At 32.1% G+C, this 21884-nt stretch carries 20 protein-coding genes; 7 read left to right on the top strand and 13 right to left on the bottom strand.

The genetic code is table 11. The features are described from left to right. Positions 1-422 precede the first annotated feature (422 nt). The 9 genes from SOM12_RS10915 to SOM12_RS10875 all read right to left on the bottom strand — a co-directional run bounded on the left by SOM12_RS10915 (position 423) and on the right by SOM12_RS10875 (position 11675). Entirely contained in the window at positions 423-1286 is an 864-nt protein-coding gene (locus tag SOM12_RS10915) for a sigma-70 family RNA polymerase sigma factor (protein ID WP_007804760.1), read from the bottom strand. Positions 1287-1369: 83 nt separating this feature from the next. Continuing rightward, positions 1370-2869, bottom strand: a complete 1500-nt coding sequence (locus SOM12_RS10910) for a hypothetical protein (RefSeq protein WP_320493435.1) — start codon at positions 2867-2869, stop codon at positions 1370-1372. Continuing rightward, on the bottom strand, positions 2859-3410 hold the full coding sequence (locus SOM12_RS10905) for a sigma-70 family RNA polymerase sigma factor (RefSeq protein ID WP_320493434.1): 552 nt from the start codon (positions 3408-3410) through the stop codon (positions 2859-2861). Before SOM12_RS10905 ends, SOM12_RS10910 begins: the two co-directional genes overlap by 11 nt. A 10-nt stretch (positions 3411-3420) precedes the next feature. Further along, positions 3421-3834 (bottom strand): hypothetical protein, encoded by a 414-nt coding sequence (locus SOM12_RS10900; RefSeq protein ID WP_095928120.1) that lies wholly within the window; start codon positions 3832-3834, stop codon positions 3421-3423. 124 nt (positions 3835-3958) lie between these two features. Continuing rightward, entirely contained in the window at positions 3959-5677 is a 1719-nt protein-coding gene (locus SOM12_RS10895; protein WP_095928119.1) for a hypothetical protein, read from the bottom strand. Continuing rightward, entirely contained in the window at positions 5665-6846 is a 1182-nt protein-coding gene (locus SOM12_RS10890) for a DUF4249 domain-containing protein (RefSeq protein ID WP_320493433.1), read from the bottom strand. Before SOM12_RS10890 ends, SOM12_RS10895 begins: the two co-directional genes overlap by 13 nt. A gap of 27 nt (positions 6847-6873) precedes the next feature. Then, on the bottom strand, positions 6874-9657 hold the full coding sequence (locus SOM12_RS10885; protein WP_320493432.1) for a TonB-dependent receptor: 2784 nt from the start codon (positions 9655-9657) through the stop codon (positions 6874-6876). Positions 9658-9662: 5 nt separating this feature from the next. Next, positions 9663-10409 carry a hypothetical protein gene (locus SOM12_RS10880; RefSeq protein WP_095928116.1) on the bottom strand — a complete coding sequence of 249 codons (747 nt, stop codon included), beginning with the start codon at positions 10407-10409 and terminating at the stop codon, positions 9663-9665. Positions 10410-10712: 303 nt separating this feature from the next. After that, a complete protein-coding gene (locus tag SOM12_RS10875) occupies positions 10713-11675 on the bottom strand; it encodes a helix-turn-helix domain-containing protein (RefSeq protein WP_095928115.1) in 963 nt (320 codons plus the stop codon). A gap of 106 nt (positions 11676-11781) precedes the next feature. On the opposite strand from SOM12_RS10875, the gene SOM12_RS10870 reads away from it, so the two are divergent. Next, positions 11782-12867 carry a fatty acid desaturase family protein gene (locus tag SOM12_RS10870; RefSeq protein WP_320493431.1) on the top strand — a complete coding sequence of 362 codons (1086 nt, stop codon included), beginning with the start codon at positions 11782-11784 and terminating at the stop codon, positions 12865-12867. 73 nt (positions 12868-12940) lie between these two features. Here SOM12_RS10870 and SOM12_RS10865 read toward each other — a convergent pair whose 3' ends face one another. The 4 genes from SOM12_RS10865 to SOM12_RS10850 all read right to left on the bottom strand — a co-directional run bounded on the left by SOM12_RS10865 (position 12941) and on the right by SOM12_RS10850 (position 16862). Next, positions 12941-15076 carry a polyribonucleotide nucleotidyltransferase gene (locus SOM12_RS10865; protein ID WP_320493430.1) on the bottom strand — a complete coding sequence of 712 codons (2136 nt, stop codon included), beginning with the start codon at positions 15074-15076 and terminating at the stop codon, positions 12941-12943. 180 nt (positions 15077-15256) lie between these two features. Then, positions 15257-15523 carry a 30S ribosomal protein S15 gene (gene rpsO / locus SOM12_RS10860; RefSeq protein WP_012023524.1) on the bottom strand — a complete coding sequence of 89 codons (267 nt, stop codon included), beginning with the start codon at positions 15521-15523 and terminating at the stop codon, positions 15257-15259. A 154-nt stretch (positions 15524-15677) separates the two neighbouring features. Beyond that, positions 15678-16373, bottom strand: coding sequence for a hypothetical protein (locus SOM12_RS10855; protein WP_320493429.1), 696 nt, complete (start codon positions 16371-16373; stop codon positions 15678-15680). 33 nt (positions 16374-16406) lie between these two features. Beyond that, the gene (locus SOM12_RS10850) at positions 16407-16862 is read right to left on the bottom strand and encodes a GAF domain-containing protein (RefSeq protein WP_095928111.1); all 456 of its coding nucleotides are present in this window, start codon (positions 16860-16862) and stop codon (positions 16407-16409) included. A 71-nt stretch (positions 16863-16933) separates the two neighbouring features. Here SOM12_RS10850 and xrtF point away from each other — a divergent pair, with 71 nt between their 5' ends. From xrtF to SOM12_RS10820, 6 genes are all read left to right on the top strand, one after another. Then, entirely contained in the window at positions 16934-17470 is a 537-nt protein-coding gene (gene xrtF, locus SOM12_RS10845) for an exosortase family protein XrtF (protein ID WP_320493428.1), read from the top strand. Next, positions 17460-17906 carry an exosortase F system-associated membrane protein gene (locus SOM12_RS10840; protein ID WP_320493427.1) on the top strand — a complete coding sequence of 149 codons (447 nt, stop codon included), beginning with the start codon at positions 17460-17462 and terminating at the stop codon, positions 17904-17906. Before xrtF ends, SOM12_RS10840 begins: the two co-directional genes overlap by 11 nt. A 46-nt stretch (positions 17907-17952) precedes the next feature. Beyond that, positions 17953-18351 (top strand): HYC_CC_PP family protein, encoded by a 399-nt coding sequence (locus SOM12_RS10835; protein ID WP_320493426.1) that lies wholly within the window; start codon positions 17953-17955, stop codon positions 18349-18351. A 118-nt stretch (positions 18352-18469) separates the two neighbouring features. Continuing rightward, entirely contained in the window at positions 18470-20476 is a 2007-nt protein-coding gene (locus tag SOM12_RS10830) for a TonB-dependent receptor plug domain-containing protein (RefSeq protein ID WP_320493425.1), read from the top strand. A 48-nt stretch (positions 20477-20524) separates the two neighbouring features. Continuing rightward, a complete protein-coding gene (locus SOM12_RS10825) occupies positions 20525-20866 on the top strand; it encodes a heavy-metal-associated domain-containing protein (RefSeq protein ID WP_095928107.1) in 342 nt (113 codons plus the stop codon). Between the two features lie 133 nt (positions 20867-20999). Then, positions 21000-21680, top strand: a complete 681-nt coding sequence (locus tag SOM12_RS10820; protein WP_320493424.1) for a DedA family protein — start codon at positions 21000-21002, stop codon at positions 21678-21680. Positions 21681-21884: the final 204 nt, after the last annotated feature.

Genomic DNA, 21884 nt, shown 5'->3' with positions numbered 1-21884 from the left:
GATAATTTTTTTTTAACGGCAAAGAGCGCAAAGAATTACGCAAGGTGCGCTAAGTTTTTTTATGCTGTAGTTAATGATTTAAACGCAAAGAGCGCAAAGATTTTTCGCAGAGTTCACAAAGTTTCTGTTTGAAATTATTTGAGAAACCAAAGTCCACAAAGCTTTGTGACCTTTGTCTTTCGACTGATACTTAAATAAAATCTTAGCGAACTTTGCGTAAAAACTTTGTGTACTCTGCGTTACTAACATTTTAGCTAAATACTAAAAAAATAAAAAACTCCGGTAATCAGCCGGAGTTTCAATCATCAATCAAAAAACGAACAGTCAATCAAACTGTTGTTTGGGGTAAAATTCCAAGTTGTAAATTCCAAATCCCAATTAGATTGGAATTTGGGATTTTAAATATTGAAATTTAATATTGTTTATCCTAAATAAGTTTTAAGGATTTTACTTCTAGAAGTGTGTTTCAATCGACGGATTGCTTTTTCTTTAATCTGACGAACACGCTCACGAGTTAGGTCGAAAGTTTCACCAATTTCTTCAAGAGTCATTGGGTGTTGGTCGCCAAGTCCGAAATACAAACGTACAACATCTGCCTCTCTTGGAGTTAATGTTTCTAAAGAACGTTCGATCTCAGTACGAAGAGATTCGTGAATTAATTCTCTATCTGGATTTGGAGATTCACCAGAACGCAATACGTCATAAAGGTTAGAATCTTCTCCTTCAACAAGAGGAGCATCCATAGAAAGGTGACGTCCAGAGTTTTTCATAGACTCTTTTACGTCGTTTACAGTCATGTCTAATTCTTTTGCAATTTCTTCAGCAGAAGGCGGACGCTCGTTAGATTGCTCTAATAACGCGTACATTTTGTTGATTTTATTGATAGAACCAATTTTATTTAATGGTAAACGTACAATACGAGACTGTTCAGCTAGAGCTTGAAGAATCGATTGACGAATCCACCATACAGCGTAAGAAATGAATTTAAAACCACGAGTTTCATCAAAACGTTGAGCCGCTTTAATTAAACCTAAGTTTCCTTCATTAATTAAATCCGGAAGAGTTAATCCTTGATTTTGATATTGTTTAGCCACAGATACTACGAAACGTAGGTTGGCTTTTGTTAGTTTTTCTAAAGCTCTTTGATCACCAGCCTTTATTCTTTGTGCTAATTCTACCTCTTCATCAGCGGTAATTAGGTCAACTTTTCCAATTTCTTGTAGATATTTATCTAACGATGCAGTTTCACGATTAGTTACCTGCTTGGTGATTTTAAGTTGTCTCATGTTGTTGTCTCCCTATTTTTAAAGTGTACAAATGGTTATACGTAAGGAGTATCAAAAAAGTTACAATATTTTAAAAATATTTTTTAAAATTTATAACTAACACCAGTTTGAAGCGAAATACTATATGGTTTGGCCTCTTCTTTTTTATTGAAAGTGCTTAAGTAATATTTGAATAAAGGGTTTATGTCCAATGCAATACGTTCGGTCAATTTATAACTTAATCCGAGACCTAAATTATAGGAGAAATTTACGCCTGAAAGATTTTTTGCTTCTCCTATATTTTGCTGAGACACATTTTCTGATTTTAAATACAGTTTGTTTTTATCCAATATTAAAAAACTAAAGCCTGTAAAAGCTTCTATTCCAACTTTGCTTTCGTCTTTTTTTATTGCGTAATTAAATTCTAATGGCAGTTCATAATAAGAGAGATTCTGTACTAAATCTACTTGATTAGAATCGCCAAATGTTTCTTTTACGTTTATTTCTGTTTTTAAATTGATATTGGTGTAATCTGGAATTAAATTCTGATTTAATCGCGTTGATGTTTTTAGATTTATCTTAGAAAATCCTGCTCTGAAACCAATTTTGTCGTACATCGTTTTTACATAAACACCATAATGTGAGGTAATAGGATGACTTTTAGACAAATCATTCATTCTAGGACTAATCATGGATTTACTGTTTAAAGAGCCAAAAAGTGCAGGGCCATAAAAAGCAGCAACTGTAAATTCAGGTTCAATCTCTGTTGTTTGAGGCGTGTACTTACGTTCTTTATACTCTCGTTTTGGAGTTGTCTTTTTCTTTAAATCTGTGCTGTCTTTTTTGGCAACACTATCCATTTTGGGTTCAGTTATTACTATTGAAGTTGGGAGGTCTTTTTTGAAATTATTATCAGTTATAGTATCTTTTCCTGAAATTGCCTTTTCTGAAATTGCGTTTTTTGGAGTTTTGTTTCCTGCAATAGTATTTTTTGAAATTTTATTGATTTCCTTTTTTTGAGTTTTCTTCGGATTTGTGAAACTAGATTTTGCTGTTTTTTGTGCAATACCATTTTTAGAATTACCTTTTTTATAAGCTACAATTGGTTTTTTAGCATTAATTGTATTGCGATCTTTTGCAGTAGTTTTTATTGGTTTAGACGTGATTTGTTCTTTTTTAATAATGACTTTATACTTTTTTACCACTTCATATTCTTCGTATTCATTAGTCGATGTAACAAATTTCGTTGACTGTTTTACGAGTTTTACGGTCTTGGTTTTTTTAACAGTAGTAACTTCATCCGATCCTTTTTTTTGCAGGTTAACTGGCAAAGTTTGGTTTTTAGAGCTAGTCGAATTAGAAGCATTTTTTTGTGACGGAGTTTTTGGGTCTATATTTTCTTTCTGAAAATCTGAATTAAGATACAGCAAGCTTGATAAAATTGTAAACGTAAGAATGCTAGGAATTAGCCAAAACAAAATTCTTTTACGTCTTTTATTATTTAAATCTTTTTCAATTTTAGACCATACAAAATCACTCGGACTTTTGTCTAAATTGTCCAATTTGTTTTTGATTGCTTTTCCTATTTCAGTTTTATTCTCCATTTTTTTGTTTTGAATAATAAAATGTATTTTTTGATTTGATTTTTAATTTCAGAATCTGTTTTGCTCGATGCAAATTTGATTTTGATGTGCTTTCAGAGATCGATAGCATTATAGCAATTTCTTTATGCGTATAATCATCGAGCTCGTATAAGCTAAAAACCAATCGGTATTGATGAGGGAGTTCTTGAACAAAAGATAAAATGGTGTCAAGAGAAAAATCTATTTCGCTTTCATTTACGGTGTCGTCTTGAGAGAAATCGTCTTTAATTGCAGTGAGCAGGTACGATTGCTTGTATCGCATTATGGCTTTATTGATCGTAATTCTTTTAATCCAGCCTTCAAAACTTCCGTTTCCTTTATAGTTTTTTATATTGGTAAAGATTTCAATAAAAGAATCATGCAGATTATCTTCGGCTTCTGCTTCATTAGGGCAATATTTCAGACTAAGCACAAAAAGAGTGTTTTTATACAATTGGTATAATTCTTCTTGTGCTTTTCTGTTTTGCCTAATGCAATCTTTTATGAGCTGATCTAAATTCAAATTTTAAAAACTATAATTTTGAAATTAATATAGTGCTTTGACATTCTAAAGATTTCTTGTTATATGCTGAAATTTCTCCCTTAGTAAAATCTTTATTAAAGTAAAAAGTGGCTTCTTTTGTGCCTTGTCCTTTCAGTAAAATTATTGAGCCACTTATAACAGTCCATTCAATTTCATAATCGTCAGATGGTGCATTAAATGCTTTATAGTCATAGGTATATTTATATGAAGTTTCTGTTTCTACCCATATCCTGCCATCTACATCGCAGCAGGTTCCAGACGTTATATCTTTGCAATCCGGATCTTGATCATAGTATGCGCTATCATCTATTGGGATTGTATTTTTTGTTTCTGCAGCTTCATTATTGCATGAAAATAAAAAAACAAGCAGAATTGCCGAAATAAAAAGTGTTGCTTTTTTCATCTTAGTTAGCCTTTTATAATCTATAGTATAAAAACAATGAAAAGGTTGCGTAACTATGAAAAAATAAAAAGCCCATGTTTCTAAGTTTTTGAAACATGGGCTTTTATTAGCAGTTGTAATTTTTTTAATTTGTCGCTGTATCTTTTACTTCAATTAATTCTTTAATAGAAACTGGAGTTCCGTTTTTTGCAAAACCTTCCAATCTTATTTCATAATTTCCGGCAACATCAGAAGTGTAGAATGAGGTTTGAGAATCCTTGTTTAATTTTACATCAGGATTCCAAAGCAATTGATTTCTAAAATCAGGAATTCTTGCATTATCAGCCAAGTTTGTATAATCTACATTGTTGTAGATTTTTTTAAGCTGTGGTCTCAAAATTGTAGTTTTTAGAATCGAAGAACCGCTTTGTGTGCTTGCGAAATCCTTATCAAAAGTTATAAAACTTACTAATCCGTTAAATGATTTTGGTCCAACATAATATCTGCCGACAATAAGGTCGATTCTATAGATATTTTTCATGTTGTATTTTAATAAATCATTTTGGTTTTGCAATTGCAATCCGTCAACTAATACTAATGCAGGATCTGGCAATTGAGGGAAAACAGATGGATCTGTTACATGCAAATGCATGACTCCGTTATTTTCTTTATGATATACTTCTGTTGTAACCTCTGTTATTGTTTCTCGTAACGTTTTAAATCTTGTATAATCATCCAAAACATATTCTTTTGCTTTAGTGGCATAGAATGGATCTTGAGTAGTTTGCTTTTCTAAGTTGTCCTTTTTTCTATGGATATAAGCATTCTCAATTTGACTTGAAACCGCTCTGTCCAAAAGACTTTCCTTAAACGTGTATGATAAATTGTTATTTGGCGAAAATGCTAATTGTGTTGTGTTTATACTTGGAAGTTCGTCCAATGCAATAGAATAATTATCAGCACGTTCATCAATTACTTGAATAATGATGTTTGGATTGTAATTCTCTTTATCAATACTAAAAATAAAGCGTCCTTCTGAATTTGTCTTTACTACCTGAAAAACAAAAGATTTTCCTGGCAAAGAAAAAGAAACCGTAACATCTTGAATCTTATCTGTTCCGCTTTTAGAAACCACTTTACCAGAGATCATTTCTCCTCTTAATTCTGGAAGAACTGCTTTTGAAGTAGCATCTAGCACAACAGTATTTGATGGTATAGTGGCAAAATTAGTTGCTGAAATTGAATTTTGAGTAGGAATGTTGTCTAATTTTCTAACAGATAAAGAGTAACTTCCTTCTTTAATATTATCATTTGAAGATTCTAGTTTTAAATCGACATGTTCGCGGCTAGAGAAAACTTTTTTGTTTAATCTAAGGTTTAAATCTGTCGCGTTTACTGAACTCTCTAAAGTATTTGAAGTGCCTGTTAAAACATTGCTGTTTGGAGTTTTTTCATTTGTTTTATAAGGATTAACGATATTAATATCCATTTGAAAAAATTCTGAAGCAGGTTTGTTTAACATCCAATTGGTGTAAGCAACTAGTTTGTAACTTCCTGTTTTAAGAGTAGTCGGAATAAAATAATCTCCTTGTCCTAACGCATTTTCTAGCTTGATTTTGGCTTTAAAAACGCTTTTTTTATCGCTGTCTACCAATTCTACATAAGCAATTTTACTAATATGGCTTATAGTTTTGTCAGACGATTTTAAGCAGTAAATTTTATACAATAATGTCTCACCCGATACAAATGTCGATGCATTGGCATGAAGGTAAATAGTTTCGTCTACAACAATATTTTGCTGTGCGTTTCCTAATTGTGTGCTAATTAAAACAAACAATAATAATAGGTGCTTTATTCTGTCCAAAATGAAGGTTTTACGTTAGATGAAAATGTTGTGCAGTCTCCGCATTCTATAGGTACCATAGTATAATAATCGTTGGTATTATAGCTGTACCAAAGTCTATAGCTGTTAAGTTCTGTTATTAATTGTGGCCCAAGGCAAGGAGGGTCACCAAATCCGAAACAGAATCTGTACTCAGCGTCAATACATGGCACATAATAGGGAGGTAAAGGTCTTCCTGGATATAAGTCAGCATAATTAAAAAACATTCTTTTTGATGATACCGAAGACACGTCAAAAAAGCCTATTACTTTGCTTTCAGTATCGGTAACACATTTAATATTACCATTTACAAAGCCAGGCTGTTTAGGCGATAATACACTAGAACTGCTTGAGATTTCTTTTAATGTTTTGTAAAAAGTAAATGCCTCAATACTTTGTACATATTGGCGCACTAGAATACTATATCTGTGACTGATAATATAACTTTGGTCACTTATAAATCGCACAGGAAAATTAACACGATCCTCTTGTAGATTTGTTGTTGATGTTTGAATGATATCAACAGATTTTTTTGAGCCATAACAAATTTGAATGTCTAATGGACTTGGAACAAGCGCAATTTCTTTTGGACCCGTTGCAATTAGTTTTTGGTCACCCCATTTTGGTGCGATTATTTTATAAGTTTCTTCATATTCGTATCTATAATATTTTGAAGTATTTGTTGGGTCATAGCTTTCAACACTTATTTGTACGCCTTCTCCTTCTTGGGTTGAAACCACTTTAGGGACTAGGTTTTCAATCTGATTTTCAGTTGTCAAAACTTCAGTTGAAGACTGGTATTTCTTACCGCCTTTTGTAGTGATTTCTAAAGAATATTCTGTGTTAGGTTCTGCTTTAAACTCTGAATCAGAAATATATTTTTCTGAATTTTCAGTAAAGTGATAGCTGTTTCCTTTATTGTCGGTAACTACAACATTCGCACCTGTTTCTACTTGTACGCCTTCTTCTTCCAAACGAGCAGTTTTCGTCAGTTTAATTTCCTGATTTTTTAATTCATTTGTTATAGTTGCTTCTACAACAAGTGCCTCCTCGTAAGAATCAGTCTTAAGGTTATAGGTTTCAGTACAGCTAATGAATATAGTACTCATTAGTAGTAATACTGTTATTTTATTTTTTAATAATGTTTTCATGATTTTTAAATTCTGCTTTACGGAAGATTAAAATTTAAAATTATAAGTTATACTTGGAACCGGAATAGAGAAGATTGATGTTTTGTATCCCTTTAATTTTCCGTTTGGATCTGTTACAAAAAATATCGAGTACGGATTATTTCTTCCTAATACATTGTAAACAGAAATATTCCAGAAACTATGCGCTAATTTTTTAATTTTATGATTCCCTTCAATGTTGATACCGATGTCTAAACGAATGTAATCTGGTATTCTAAATTCATTTCTGTCGCTATATAATGTGTATTCTGCGCCTCCAAGATTATAAGTTCCAATAGGGTAGGTAATTGGCCTTCCCGTTTGGTATATAAAGTTTGTTGACAGACTATAACGTTTTGTGAATTTGTAATTTAAAACAGCGCTTAAATCATGTGGCTTATCAAAATTAGAAGCGAAGAATTTACCATTGTTTACAATTTCTTCATTAAACTCACCATCTAATTTAATCAATGATCTTGAATAAGAGTATCCTAACCATCCATTTAATTTACCAACTTGTTTTTTAATTAAAAATTCTACACCATAAGCTTTTCCTTCACCTTGTAAAAGTTCTGTTTCTACATTTTCGTTTAGCAATAATTGCGCACCTACTTTATAGTCTAAAATATTTTTAGATTTCTTGTAGTAACCCTCTAAGCTAACTTCGTATTCATCATCTCCAAAGTTTTTAAACAATCCTAAAGATGCTTGTTGTGCACTTTGTGGTTTTACGTTAGCATCAGATAATTTCCAAGTGTCAGTAGGAGATTGTGTGGTGTTGCTAGACAAAAGATGAATGTATTGTCTCGTCACATCATAACCCGCTTTGATAGAAAAATCTTCTGTAAAGAAATAACGTGCCGCTATTCTTGGTTCTAGACCTCCATAAGTTGTTACAACTTCATTATTGTTGTAGTGCTTAGTATCGATAATTGTAGCGTCACTGATCGGTTTTCCACTTTCATAAGTATTGACATCAGCAGGCCCTAATGATGCGTATAAAGAATATCTTAAACCAAGATCAATCAATAATTTGTCGCTTACTTTATAATTGTCTGCCAGATAAATTGCAGATTCTAATCCTTTTTCCTTATTAATATCAGTCGGAACTAAAGTTGAATTAGGGTTTGTTGGATGCTGGTAGCCTGGCGAAATATTATATAATTTACTAGCTAAACCATAAGAAAAATTGTGTTTTTCATTCAACTTATAATTCATCTTTAATTGCAATTGAGTCTCGTTTATTTTATATCCGAAATCAAAAGAATTAATATTGTCAGAATGATAATCTATGTTGAATTTATATTCGCTATTCGTTAAAATAAGAGCTCCTTTGTTTTTGTCATTAAAAGTATGATCCCATTTTGCAGAAAATAATCTGTTGCTGTATTTGTATAATGAATCTGAACTCAATCTGAAACGGTCATGACTGTAGTATGCCATTGCTTCAATTGCATTTTTACTGTTGATGTTGTTTTGGTATTTTAAAATTCCATCATAAAATCCAGCTTCACTATTTTTAAGTCTTTCGTCATCCAATTGTTTTAAAATCCAATCAGAATATGTTGCACGACCTCCAAAAATTATGCTTGATTTATTTTTTTCAAGAGGCACACTTAATGTAAGGTTCGAAGTAATTGGTCCTATAGCACCTTCTCCAGAAATTTTCTCTTTGTTTCCATTTTTTGTTGCAATATCAAATACAGACGATAGTCTTCCTCCAAAATCGGCAGGAATGCTTCCTTTGTAAATGTCTGCTTTTTTTGTTGTGTAAGGGTTAACGGCAGAGAAGAAACCTAAAAAGTGCTGCGGATTATACACCACTGCATTATCTAAAAGAATTAAGTTCTGATCTTCTTTTCCTCCACGAACGTTAAACCCTGAAGATCCTTCACCAGTAGTTTTTATACCTGGAAAAGTAGTAGCAACTTTAAAAATATCTCTTTCTCCAAGAATAAGAGGAACATTTTTTATGTTTTCAATATCAATAGAAACCAAACCAGATACAACTGTTTCTGTCGCTCTTTGGCCTTTCTTTTTAATCACGACTTCGTCCAATTGATTCGATTTTTCGTTAAGTTCTATATCAAATTGGCCATCATCGTATACCACTAAAGTTTTTGTAACCTCTTTGTGACTAAGCGATTTTATTTCTACTATGTTAATTCCTCTTGGTAATTGTAAAGTATAATTTCCATCAAGATCACTAGATGTGCTTATGTTTTTATTTTTTACCTTAATATAAATATTGGCTTCTGGTTTTCCGTTTTCTTCATTTTTAACGGTTCCAGTAACTGTAAATGTTTTCTTTGTTGTGTCCTTATTCTCTTTACCTATAAATACAATAGAACTCTTTTTGCTTACACTATAGCTACTAGTTGAGTCATATTGCTGATAAAAAACAGGATTGTCATTTTGATCATTTCCTTGGCTGTTTGTTTGAAGTGGTTCGTCAGGGAAATAATTAGATGGTAAAGTACTGTATATTGTGCTGTTAAGCGTCAAGATTACTTTGTTCTTGATAACAACATAATTTAAGTCTGTTTTATTTAAAACAGCAGACATAAATTCATCAATACTAACATTATTAAAAGTGTCAGAAATAAGTGTTTTGTTAGAATTTAACCAAGCCGAATCAAAATAAAATTTATAAGATGTCGATGATTCAATACGTTTTATAGTGTTTTCTAAAGTTTCATCTTTTAAAGTAATCGATAACTTCTCATTAGAATTTTGTGCAAAAGACAATTGAAAGGAGAAGACGATAAGTAAGGAGAGTAAAAATTTTTTCATTTGTTTTATTTGCTTGATATTGAAAGAGAGTTAAAAGTGTATTTCATCAAATTTTTCATGAATTGATTTAAATCGGATTTTCGTAGTTCTCTGTTCAATAAATAAAACCCATTGATTTGTTTTTTCTGTTCTGGGAATAATTTAATAAGGTCGCCTTTGCTTTTTATTAAATAAATTTTGCCTTTTAAATCGATAAAATAAGAATTGTTTTCTTTGAATACATAATAGATGCTGTTGTCAGAAATTGTTTTTTGCATGTCTTTATGATGTCTGATATACAAAATTAATTCGGGAGCAACTTTACTTTCTTCGTAGTAGCCTGTGGTAAATTCAGGAATGTCTTCGGTTGTTCTTTCTCTTTTGATAAAGTTTTTATCTTGTAGAGAAAACGAACTGACTTTATTCTGTATTAAGCTTATACCGATATTTTCTGAACCTCCAGCTGGATTTAAAACCAATATGTCGCGATAGATATCGTATTTAAGTTTAATGTCATAATAGGCTTGGTCTTCGTAGACCGCTTTTCCTAATTCGTATTTATCTACTAAATACAAATGAATGTCATTTCTTAAGGTTCTGTAAGGATTTGTGTGTGGTACCCCATTATAAATATCCAGATTGTCTTTGCCAACTGTAGTGTCAAACCAATTGTAAGTTTTTACGTCATTGCTAGTTTGACTCTGGATAGGATGAATATTTAATAATAATTCAAATAAAATGAGAAAAACGATTTTTTTTTGGTAATTTTTCAAAGGATTTAATGGTTTATTAGTTGTTTTTGGAAGATTTCAAAAGTATAAAAAAAAGGTTACAAATAAAACGCTAATTTGTTAAATTGTTATAAAATGACGCTACAGGCTAGTGAAAGGCATTGTAGGACTATTAAAATTTAGAATTTTTATTAAAAATATTCGAAAAATGATGTTGTAGTGGTGTGTTTTTTGATTTTATGAAGGATAAGCTTGATTTGTAGAAAGATAGCAAAAAGATGCAAATGTCCAAAAAACTGAAAAACCCCAATTCTTAATCGAATTGGGGTTTCTAATATTTTTTTTTCAAAAAAACAAATCTACTTGTGAATTTATCTTTTCCAAATAATAATCAATTTTTCGAATGGCTCGATTAAAGAAAAGATTTTGTTCTTTAATGCCAGATTGACCCAAAGGTATAGAGTTCGTGATTTGTTGCTTAAAAAACTGATGAACATTTTTACAACTTTCTTTATTGTCGGTTATAAAATATCCCAAAAGAGTATAGGGTACAAACATCGTAAGCTTGTCTTCTGTTTCTATAAGCATATTGTTGTTTAATAATATGAGTTCATTATAATAAATGGAAAACTTATTATTAGTATCGTTGCACTTTGATTTTATTAGATTTACAATCCGTTTTAAATCTAAACAAAGGGCATTGGCACTTTTTAAATTTAAAAGGCCAGCTTCATAAAAATATAAAATTTGCTGTAAGCTGCTGTTTATGGTAGTATCATTCCATACTTCGTTGACAGAAGTATTCTCATATATTTCTTTTAATTTCTGCATGTACTCAGTAAACGATTCATCGACTACAAAATTTTCAAAAGCAACTTTTTTCTGATTTGAATTTAATAGATTCAGCCATACAAAAGCTTTAAATTTAGATAGGATTGTACCATCCATAAAATAAAACAGAGGAATATCTTTTGCGGAATAAAAAAGTGTTGTTTTCTTGTTTTTTATTAAGGTTGCTATATTTTCAGATGATGTTTTGAAATATTGAAGCATGTCCTTTAAGTTTTCAATCTCAATTGTTTTTTCAACCACCACCTTTTCCTTATTTGAAAATAAGTTATCTAACGAAATGTTGAAATAGCCTGCCAGTGTAATTGTTTCATCTATAGAGAATTTACTTTTTCCCGAAACTCTTCGGTGTGAAGCATCGTAGCTAATTTGTAAAATGCCTGCAATTTCTTCTATTAAAGAAACTGATTTAGGTATTTTTTGTCTAATTGCTTTTAAAAATAATTCTTGCGATTTCATATTTTGCGATAATCGCAAATGTATAAAAATGATTTATTAGTTTACACAAATTGATATGCGATAAATGCAATACGTTTGTTCTGTAATTAAAAAAAAATAAAATTTTATGAAAGCTAAATATTTTAATAAATCAGAAGACGAAAAGCTTTTCTTTTCTGTTTTAAAGAAAAGAGTACAGGAGAAGCTTCAGGATAAAACTATTTCTTATGGAGATGCTCAGTTTTGGTTTAAAGGTTTGTTTTGGACATTCGTTTGTTATTTGTCTTATTCGTTGCTTTTTTTGGAGTCCATCACTAAAATAAACTTTTGGGTATTATATGTTGTTTTTCAATTATCAGGATTGTTAATAGGATTTAGTTTTGGGCATGATGCTTCGCACAATACAGCATTCCAAAATAAAAAGGCAAATTCCGTTTTGCATTTTTTTAGTTTTCTTACGGTAGGAATTGACCCGATGCTTTGGGGATTAAGACATATTCGATCACACCATTTATATGCAAATGTAGAAGGAAGTGATATTGATATAGATAAAAACCCTTTTTTGAGATTAAGCCCAACGCATCCTTGGAAACCGAAGCATAAATATCAGGCATATTACGCGCCATTTGTTTATATGTTTACTTTATTGCACTCTGTTTTTATGAGTGATTGGGTATATTTATTTTCAGAAGACTACAACTGGATGAAAAGGGGTGTTCCTAAAGCGGCGTTATATTTTAGATTTGTATTGTATAAAATATTTTATTTTTCTTTGGTGCTGGTTCTTCCATTACTGTATTCTGATTTTTCATGGAGATTTGTGGTTTTGAGTTATCTTACCGCCAGTGCATTTACATCAATGGTATTTATTATTATGCTTGTTGGAACCCATTTTTTTGATGGCGCAGATTATCCGCAGCCCGAGGGAGAGTTTTTAGAACACACTTGGGCGGTTCATCAGCTTTACACTAGCTGCGATTGGGATGCAGATAAAGGTTGGGCAAGATTTTTAAGTGGAGGTTCCAATTGTCATGCTGCTCATCATCTTTTTCCTAATATCTGTCATACTAATTATAGTGAAATAAATGAAATAATTAAAAAAACAACAAAAGAGTATAAGCAGCCTTATCATCATAAAACATTGTTTGAAATGATGTTTTCGCATTTTGTTCATTTGCATAAAATGGGAAATCCTGTAGCGGAGACAAAATAAAAACTTAAAAACCCCAATTCAATTAATGAATTGGGGTTTTCTATGAATAAACCTTTAGTAAACTAAGATCTGATTACTCTTTTTTCTCCTCACGTGGAGGTCTTGGAACAAGTGCTTTTTTAGACACTTTTTCTTTTTTAGTTTTAGGGTCAACTCCTAGGTATTTCACTTGGAAAACATCTCCCATTTTAACTACGTCAGCAACATTTTCTGTACGCTCCCAAGCCAATTCAGAAACGTGAAGTAAAACTTCGTTTCCTGGTGCAGCAGTATATTCTACAACAGCTCCAAAATCAAGCATTTTAATTACTTTAACTTCGTAAGCTTCTCCTAATACTGGTTTGAAAGTGATTGAAGCAATTTTTGCTAATACTGCTTCAATTCCAGCAGGATCTGTACCTAAAATCTCGATAACACCTTGCTCATCAACTTCATTAATAACGATAGTTGTTCCAGTAGCTTTTTGTAATTCTTGAATTACTTTTCCACCAGGTCCAATTAAAGCTCCAATAAAGTTTCCAGGAATAGTTCTGGTAATGATTTTTGGTGCATGAGCTTTTACGTCAGCTCTTGGTGCAGCGATAGTTTCAGTTAACTTTCCTAAAATGTGTAAACGTCCATCACGAGCCTGAGCCAAAGCTTGCTCCATAATGTCATAACGTAAACCATCAATTTTGATGTCCATTTGGCAAGCTGTAATACCGTCAGCAGTTCCAGTTACTTTAAAGTCCATATCTCCTAAGTGATCTTCGTCTCCTAAGATATCAGACAATACAGCAAATTTCTCACCGTCAGTAATCAATCCCATAGCAATACCAGAAACTGGTTTTACCATTTGAACTCCAGCATCCATCAAAGCCATTGTTCCAGCACAAACTGTTGCCATAGAAGAAGAACCGTTAGATTCTAAAACCTCAGAAACAACACGAATTGTATAAGGACAATCTGCAGGAATCATATTTTTTAAAGCTCTTTGAGCTAAGTTACCGTGACCAACTTCTCTTCTTGAAGTTCCTCTTAATGGTTTTGCTTCACCTGTAGAGAAAGGAGGGAAGTTATAGTGCAAGTAGAATTTCTCTTCACCTTGCTCAGATGGAGAATCGATTTGGTTTGCTTCTCTAGAAGTTCCTAAAGTTACAGTTGCCAAAGCCTGAGTTTCTCCACGAGTAAACAAAGATGAACCGTGAACTCTTGGTAAATAATCAGTTTCACACCAGATTGGTCTAATGTCTGTAGTTTTTCTACCATCTAAACGAACACCTAATTCTAAAACTACATTACGAACAGCTTCTTTGTTTGTTTTGTAGAAATATTTAGAAACTAAATCACCATCGGCAGCTAATTCTTCTTCAGTAAATAAAGCTTTAACTTCTTCTTTTACTTCAGCAAATGCAGCACCTCTTTCGTGTTTAGCAGAACCAACTTTTGCAATAGCATAGATTTTATCGTATGCTGCAGCTTTTACTTTTGCGTAAATTTCTTCATTTTCTCTCTCTCCTTCGTAAGTACGAATTTCTTTTTTACCAAAAGCTTCTTGTAAACGATATTGAGCTTGAATTTGAACTTTGATAGCTTCGTGAGCAAACTTAATAGCTTCGATCATTTCAGCTTCTGAGATTTCTTTCATCTCACCTTCAACCATTGCTACAGAATCCATAGAAGCTCCAATCATCATATCGATATCAGATTTTTCTAATTCTTCTCTGCTTGGGTTGATTACTAATTTCCCGTCGATACGTGCAACACGAACTTCAGAAATCAAGTTGTAAAATGGAATGTCTGACACAGCTAATGCCGCAGAAGCAGCTAAACCAGCTAATGCATCTGGCATAACTTCTTCGTCGTGAGACATTAATTGAATCATAACTTGTGTTTCAGCATGGTAATCGTCTGGGAAAAGCGGACGCAATACACGGTCAACTAATCTCATTGTCAATACTTCGCTGTCGCTTGGACGTGCTTCTCTTTTAAAGAAACCTCCTGGGAAACGACCTGCTGCTGCAAATTTTTCGCGGTAATCTACCGTTAACGGTAAAAAATCAACGCCTGGGTTTGATGTGCGAGCTGAAACTGCTGTTGCAAGAATCATAGTGTCGCCCATTCTTACTACTACAGAACCGTCAGCTTGTTTCGCTAAACGTCCTGTCTCGATTGTGATGCTTCTGCCATCACCTAAATCGATCTTTTCTACAAATAATTGTGGAATCATAAATTTTTTCCTTATTGATTATACAATGGGTTTTAGTTGTGTTGTAGTTGTTGTTGTGTGTAGTTGTTGTTATCTAAAACCCAATGAAAAACCAAACTTTTTTTCTTGTAATATGCTTATTATAAATAGCTATAATGTAAAAACAAAAAGAGGCACTTTCGCACCTCTTTTCTATATTGATTATTTTCTGATATTCAATACTTTGATAATCTCACGATATCTGTTGATATCTTTCTTTTTCAAGTAGTCCAACAAAGCTCTTCTTTTACCTACTAATAGTACAAGAGAACGCTCAGTGTTGTAATCGTGACGATTTTTTTTCAAGTGTTCAGTTAAGTGAGAAATTCTGTAAGTGAACAATGCGATTTGACCTTCAGCTTTACCAGTGTTTTTTGCATCACCGTGTTGTGCGAAGATTTCTTCTTTCTTTTCTTTAGTTAAATACATTCCAATATTGTTTTAATGATTTTTATGTATGTCAATACAACTTTTGTAAGACGGGTGCAAAATTAGATTAAAAAAACAAAAAAATCAAACAAAAATAAAAGAATCTTAAAATAAGGGTTAAGAAATTTGTTTTTAATGATTTACGATCGTTTTTTTACTTAAGCTTCTGAGCTTTTTTACCAGATTGCTTTTCGCTTAAAGAAGAATACGAAAATTTGACATTGTTTGTATCAGTGCTCACACCTGAAATTAAAACACCTTTGTCGTAATTATCAACAAATGTAATTTTTCTCGACGCATCATTTCCTTCCCAAACTCCTTGTTTCAATCCATCTTTAAGAGTTCCTTTTTGTGTTACAAATAAATCTGTTTCTTCATAATCTCCATTTCCGTCAACTACGGTCTGACTTTTGTTTTCATCCCAGCAGTTAAGAACTAAAGTTTGTGTCTTTTTTGTTTTCGGATCCCAGAGATTCTGTTTTTCGCACTTTTTATTTTGGTTTTCGTACCAATTGATTTCTTTTCCATTTTTATGATCCTCAGAATAATTGACAACTGTTTCTTTTGCTCCGTTTTTATAATAGTAAATAAACTCGCCGTCTTTTTTTAAGACATCGCGATCCAGAGTCGAACCAGTCATTTTCTTTCTTCCATTCTTATAAAAGTCAGTCACAACATAGCGAACACTTTTCTGCGAATAATTGGTAATTACTCTTGTGTAGGCAGAGTTTTCTAGTGTGCATTCGCGATTTAAGGAGTCTAAAAAGATTTTTTTAGAAACCATATTAATTTGTGCAGACAGATGAGCTGAAATTAGTGTAAGCAAAAAGAGAAGGAAGTTTCTTTTCATTCTGTGCTATTTTTTATCTTAAAAATAGTTCTTCTAGAATAATTTAGCAACTTCTTGATTTACAAATTCTAAAAATCTTTCGTCAGCTTCTGTAAAAGGATCAATAACGTGGCTGTCGATGTCGATTTGACCAATATTTACTCCATTAACAAAAAGGGGTACTACGATTTCCGATTTTACGGTTAAACTGCAGGCGATGTAATTGTCTTGTGCTTTAACATCTGGCACAACAAAATTGGCATTACTTTCAGCAACTTGGCCGCAAATTCCTTTTCCAAAAGGAATAACAGTATGGTCTGTTTCTGCACCAACATAAGGTCCTAAATGTAAAGTTTTAGCCTCGTGATTAGCAAAATAAAATCCAACCCAGTTGTAATACTCCACGTTTTCGTTTAAAAGTTGGCATATTGCTAATAATTTTCCGTCTCTATCTGTTTCAGTGCCAGCAACAATTGCACTTATTTTTGGTTGTAATTCTTGAAATGTCATAATGTAAAAATTTATACAAAAGTATTTAAAGCTGAACTCAAAAAATACATAAATTTGAAAAAAAAAATCTCTTGAAAAAATATTTAGTCCAGTTTAAGCCATTCTTAATTTTTGTAAGCGTCTTTTTTCTTACCTATATTGTGCTTACACTGCTGTATAAGTTTTATTTAAATACCTATCAAGCCGAGGAACTTGATGGAGCGACAATGATAGCCGGGCAAAATGCAGAGCAATTACTAAAGCTTTTTAATTATGATGTCATAATTCAGAAAAGTTCACAAAATCCGTGGCAGGAGATTATTTTAAATGGCAAATTTATAGCGCGTATAACAGAAGGGTGCAATGCTGTTAGCGTAATGATACTTTTTGTATCATTTGTATCTGCTTTTTCGAGAAGCTTAAAAAAAACAGTATTGTTTATACTTTTTGGGCTTGTATCTATATATCTATTAAATGTTATAAGAATTGCGATTTTGATTGTCCTTGTATATAACTTTCCTCATTATACCCGATTTTTACATGGTACTTTCTTTCCATTAGTGATTTACGGATATGTTTTTATTTTATGGGTTTTCTGGATTAATAGATTTTCAAAATATGCTAAATAATTTAAGAGAGAATAAATTTAAAATCTTTACAGCAATTGTTGTGGTAATAGGTTTTGCTTTGATTAGGACATTTGAAAGAAATTTGTTTTATGATCCTTTTCTGAGATACTTTGAAGCCGATTACCATTCGAGTCCTTATCCAGAAGTGGAAACTTTAAAACTTTTCGGGTCGCTTTTTCTTCGTTATTTTCTAAACTCTGCTTTGTCACTTTTACTGATTTATGTCTTATTTCAAGATCGTGATATTTTTAAGTTTAGCTCATTTGTTTATGCCTGCTTTTTGGTTGTGCTATTGAGTTCATTTTATATAATACTTCATTTTTTTCCAGATGGCAGTTGGCTTCTTTTTTATGTGAGAAGATTTATAGTTCAGCCAATTTTGGTGTTATTGTTTATTCCTGGATTTTACTATCAGCTCCAAAAATCTAAAAAATAACAATTCATTTAGTTTTTTATCGACAGTTTTTGAATAGCTTTGCAGTATGAATTTGAAAAAGTGTACAGGTCTGTTTTTGGCGTTCCTTTTATTGGTTTCCAATATTGGGTTTGCTTTTGATGTGCACTATTGTGGCGGAGAAATTGCTTCGGTTTCATTAAAGACTACTGCAGAACCTGTTGTTGAAAAGAAATGTTGTGGTTCTAAAGAGAAAAAGAACTCTTGCTGTAAAGACAAAGTTGTTCATTTCGAAAAGAAATCAGATAATGCAACAATCAAATTCTTCTTTTTTCAATTTACTTTCCCAGCAGTTGTACAAGATTACAAACCTCTTGTCTTTTTAGAAATTCCAAGTTTTAAAAAGAAAGAAGTTCTTTCGTACTATGCTGATGCGAATGCGCCCCCTTTATTTAAATTATACCATCAGTATATTTTCTATTCCTGATTTTAATGTTAAGATGCACTACGAGTCTTGATTAAGGCTTTGTATTTACATTTTAATTGCTTTTGCTTTGCGCAGAATGCAATAATGTAATTCTATTTCAACATTAAAATCATTTTTTATGCAAAAAAATATAATGCTTTTTGTGGCGTTTTTGCTTTCTGTATCTGTGTTTTCACAAGAAGATCTAGAAGAGGTAAAAATCACTAAAAAGCAAAAAGGAATTAAAAAATCCTATACGTTAACAGCCAATACTTCTGTAATTACTAGTAAAGAACTGCTAAAAGCAGCTTGTTGTAATTTGGCAGAAAGTTTTGAAACCAATCCATCAATCGATGTCAATTTTTCTGATGCTTTAACAGGAACTAAGCAAATTAAAATGCTTGGATTGACGAGTCCTTACTTAATGATTACAGAAGAGAATATTCCTTCTGTTCGAGGAGCTTCTCAAGCTTACGGATTGTCATTTACTCCTGGAACTTGGATCGAAAGTGTTCAGATTACCAAGGGAGCGGGAAGTGTTATAAATGGATACGAAAGTATTTCAGGTCAAATTAATACGGAGCTTTTAAAGCCTTTAAACGATATTCCGTTTTTCTTGAATGCTTATGGTTCAACCGATTCTCGTTTTGAATTGAATACTCATTTCAATAAAAAATTATCAGATAAATGGGCAACAAGTTTGTTTGTTCATGGAAATGCGCGCGTAGCTAAAAACGATATGAATAATGATGGGTTTTTAGATAATCCGTTAGGAAAACAAATCAATGTTTTAAACCGTTACCAATATTATGATCCGGAAAGCGGTTTGGTTAGTTTTATCAATTTCAGATATATGAATGATAAAAAACAAACGGGAGAAGTTGATTTTGATAAAGATCGCGATCGAGGTACAACTAATCATTGGGGTTCTGAAATTAATACAGAACGTTTTGATGTTTCAACAAAAATTGGATATGTGTTTAAAGATATGCCTTATCAAAGTATCGGTTTTCAGAATGCTTTTAATAGTCATAAACAAGATTCTTATTATGGCTTAAATCAATACGATATCAAACAAAATAGTTTTTATTCTAATTTGATTTTCAATTCGATTATCAATAACACCATGCACAAGTTTACTACTGGTCTGAATTTTACTTACGATCAATATCAAGAGTTTGTTAATTTAACAGATGTGGGTAGAATTGATAATTCGGTTGGTGCTTTCTTTGAGTACACTTACGATAATACAGACAATTTTAGTTTGATTTTAGGAGGGAGAGTAGATAACCATAATCGATTAGGTTTTTTTGTTACACCAAGATTGCACATGAGATATAATCCTTGGAAAAATGGAGTAGTTCGTTTTTCTGCGGGAAGAGGGAAACGTTCTGCCAATATTTTTGCCGAGAATCAGCAGCTTTTTGCTAGTTCAAGAACTTTTTCGATTTTAGATTCTAGTGGAAAAGTTTACGGTTTAAACCCAGAGATTGCTTGGAATTATGGCGTGAGTTTCTCGCAGAAATTCCGTCTTTTCAATAAAAATGCCGATGCAGGTTTTGATTTTTACCGCACCGATTTCCAAAATCAAGCTGTTGTAGATGTGATGCAAAGCCCGCAACAAGTTTTGTTTTATGATTTGAAAGGAAGTTCTTTTGCAAACAGCCTTCAAGTAGAGTTTAATTATGAATTGATTCATAACTTAAATTTGAGAACAGCTTATAAATATTACGATATCCAAACCGATTATTTAAGGGGGACATTCCAGCGTCCGCTTCAGGCTAAACATCGCTTCTTAGGAAATTTAGAATACGAAACAACAATGAATGATGATAAACAATGGAGGTTTGACTTTACGTATAATTGGTCAGGAAAACAGCAATTGCCTTATACGGCAACAAATCCTGTAGAAGATCAGTTTCCTGATTTTTCACCAGCTTATGGCGTGATGAATGCTCAGGTAACTCGTGTTTTTTCATCGGTTTTTGAGGTATATGTAGGAGGGGAGAATATTGGAAATTATAAGCAGCAAAAAGCAATTTTAGGGGCAAACGATCCTTTTGGACCTAATTTTGATGCATCGATCGCATACGCTCCAATTTTTGGACAGATGTATTATGCAGGATTAAGGTTTAAAATTAAATAACAATTTCAATATCAAAAATCAATTTTAATAACAATAAAAATAAATACAATGAATAAGATAGTTTTAATCGCAATGATGGTTTTTTTAGGTTTGTCGGCTCAGGCTCAAACGAAGAAAAATAAGAACTTAAAGTATGCAACAGAAGTAAATGGTAACTGCGAACAATGCAAGAAACGAATTGAAAAAGCGGCTTACGGAGTTCCGGGTGTAAAAAGTGCAAGTTGGGATGTAAGCTCTCATCAGCTTTCGGTTATTTTAAACGAAGAAAAATGTTCTCCTTCAGATTTAAACAAAGCGATTGCAAAGGCAGGTCATGATACTAAGGAAGTTAAGGCGACAACTGCAGATTATGATAACTTACACAGCTGTTGCAAGTATGTAAGAGAATAATGTAAAGAAGGCCCAGACGAATAGTTTGGGCTTTTTTTAATAGTTAATTTATGTTTAAAATACCGTATTTTATTGTGGTTAAGCTAAATTATTGTTACTTTCACGAACTTATAAGATAACCAATTCCCCTTTTATGAATAATTTTGAATGGACCCAGTTACTAAACCCTGAATTTTATATTACTTTAAGCGTTGGAGGTTTTCAGATTGGGTTGTTTATTGTTCTGTTTATCGTTTTTGCCGAAACAGGACTTTTTGCAGGTTTTTTTCTGCCTGGAGATAGTTTGCTTTTTTTGGCAGGTATTTACAGCCGTGATCTAGTTGAGAATGTTGCCTCTATTCCAAATGATTTTATAAATGTCTTTCTGCTTGCTACAGCAGTTGCTGTAATGGGAGTTTTAGGTAATATGACTGGTTATTGGTTTGGCGCAAAAAGCGGTTATTATTTATTCAAAAAAGAAGATACATTCTGGTTCAAGAAGAAATATCTGTTGCAGTCAAAAGATTTCTTTGAAAAATATGGTGGAAAAGCAATTATTTACGCACGTTTCCTTCCAATTTTCAGAACCTTTGCTCCAATTGTTGCGGGTATTGTATCGATGGATAGAAAGAAGTTTATGTTTTACAATATCCTGAGTTCTTTTCTTTGGTCGTTTATTTTAATTTTCGCAGGACATTATCTATACGGTATTTTCTTAAAGCAAGGCATAGATTTAAAGAAACATATTGAATACATTATAGTTATTATCGTTATAATCTCAACGTTCCCGGTTCTAGTTAAACTATTTAAAAAGACACCAAAGGAACAAATATAATCTTAAAGTAAATAAAAAAATCCGAAGCTTAAACTTCGGATTTTTTTATGCTTTGTTTTTAAAGTTATTGTTGACGTTTCCATTGTATGATATATAATCTTACTTAGAAAATAAAATCGAAGCTAAGAGAGTAAATGTAAAATCAAAAAAAGCTGCAATTAGTTTTTAAAACGTAATTACAGCTTTTAGGTTAAATTATTTTAG

Origin of the sequence: Flavobacterium sp. CFBP9031 (genome assembly GCF_034044945.1) — a bacterium.
In the GTDB taxonomy this organism is placed as follows: Bacteria; Bacteroidota; Bacteroidia; order Flavobacteriales; family Flavobacteriaceae; genus Flavobacterium.
The sequence above is the reverse complement of the archived record's forward strand: the minus strand, read 5'-3'. Positions and strand labels throughout refer to the sequence as shown.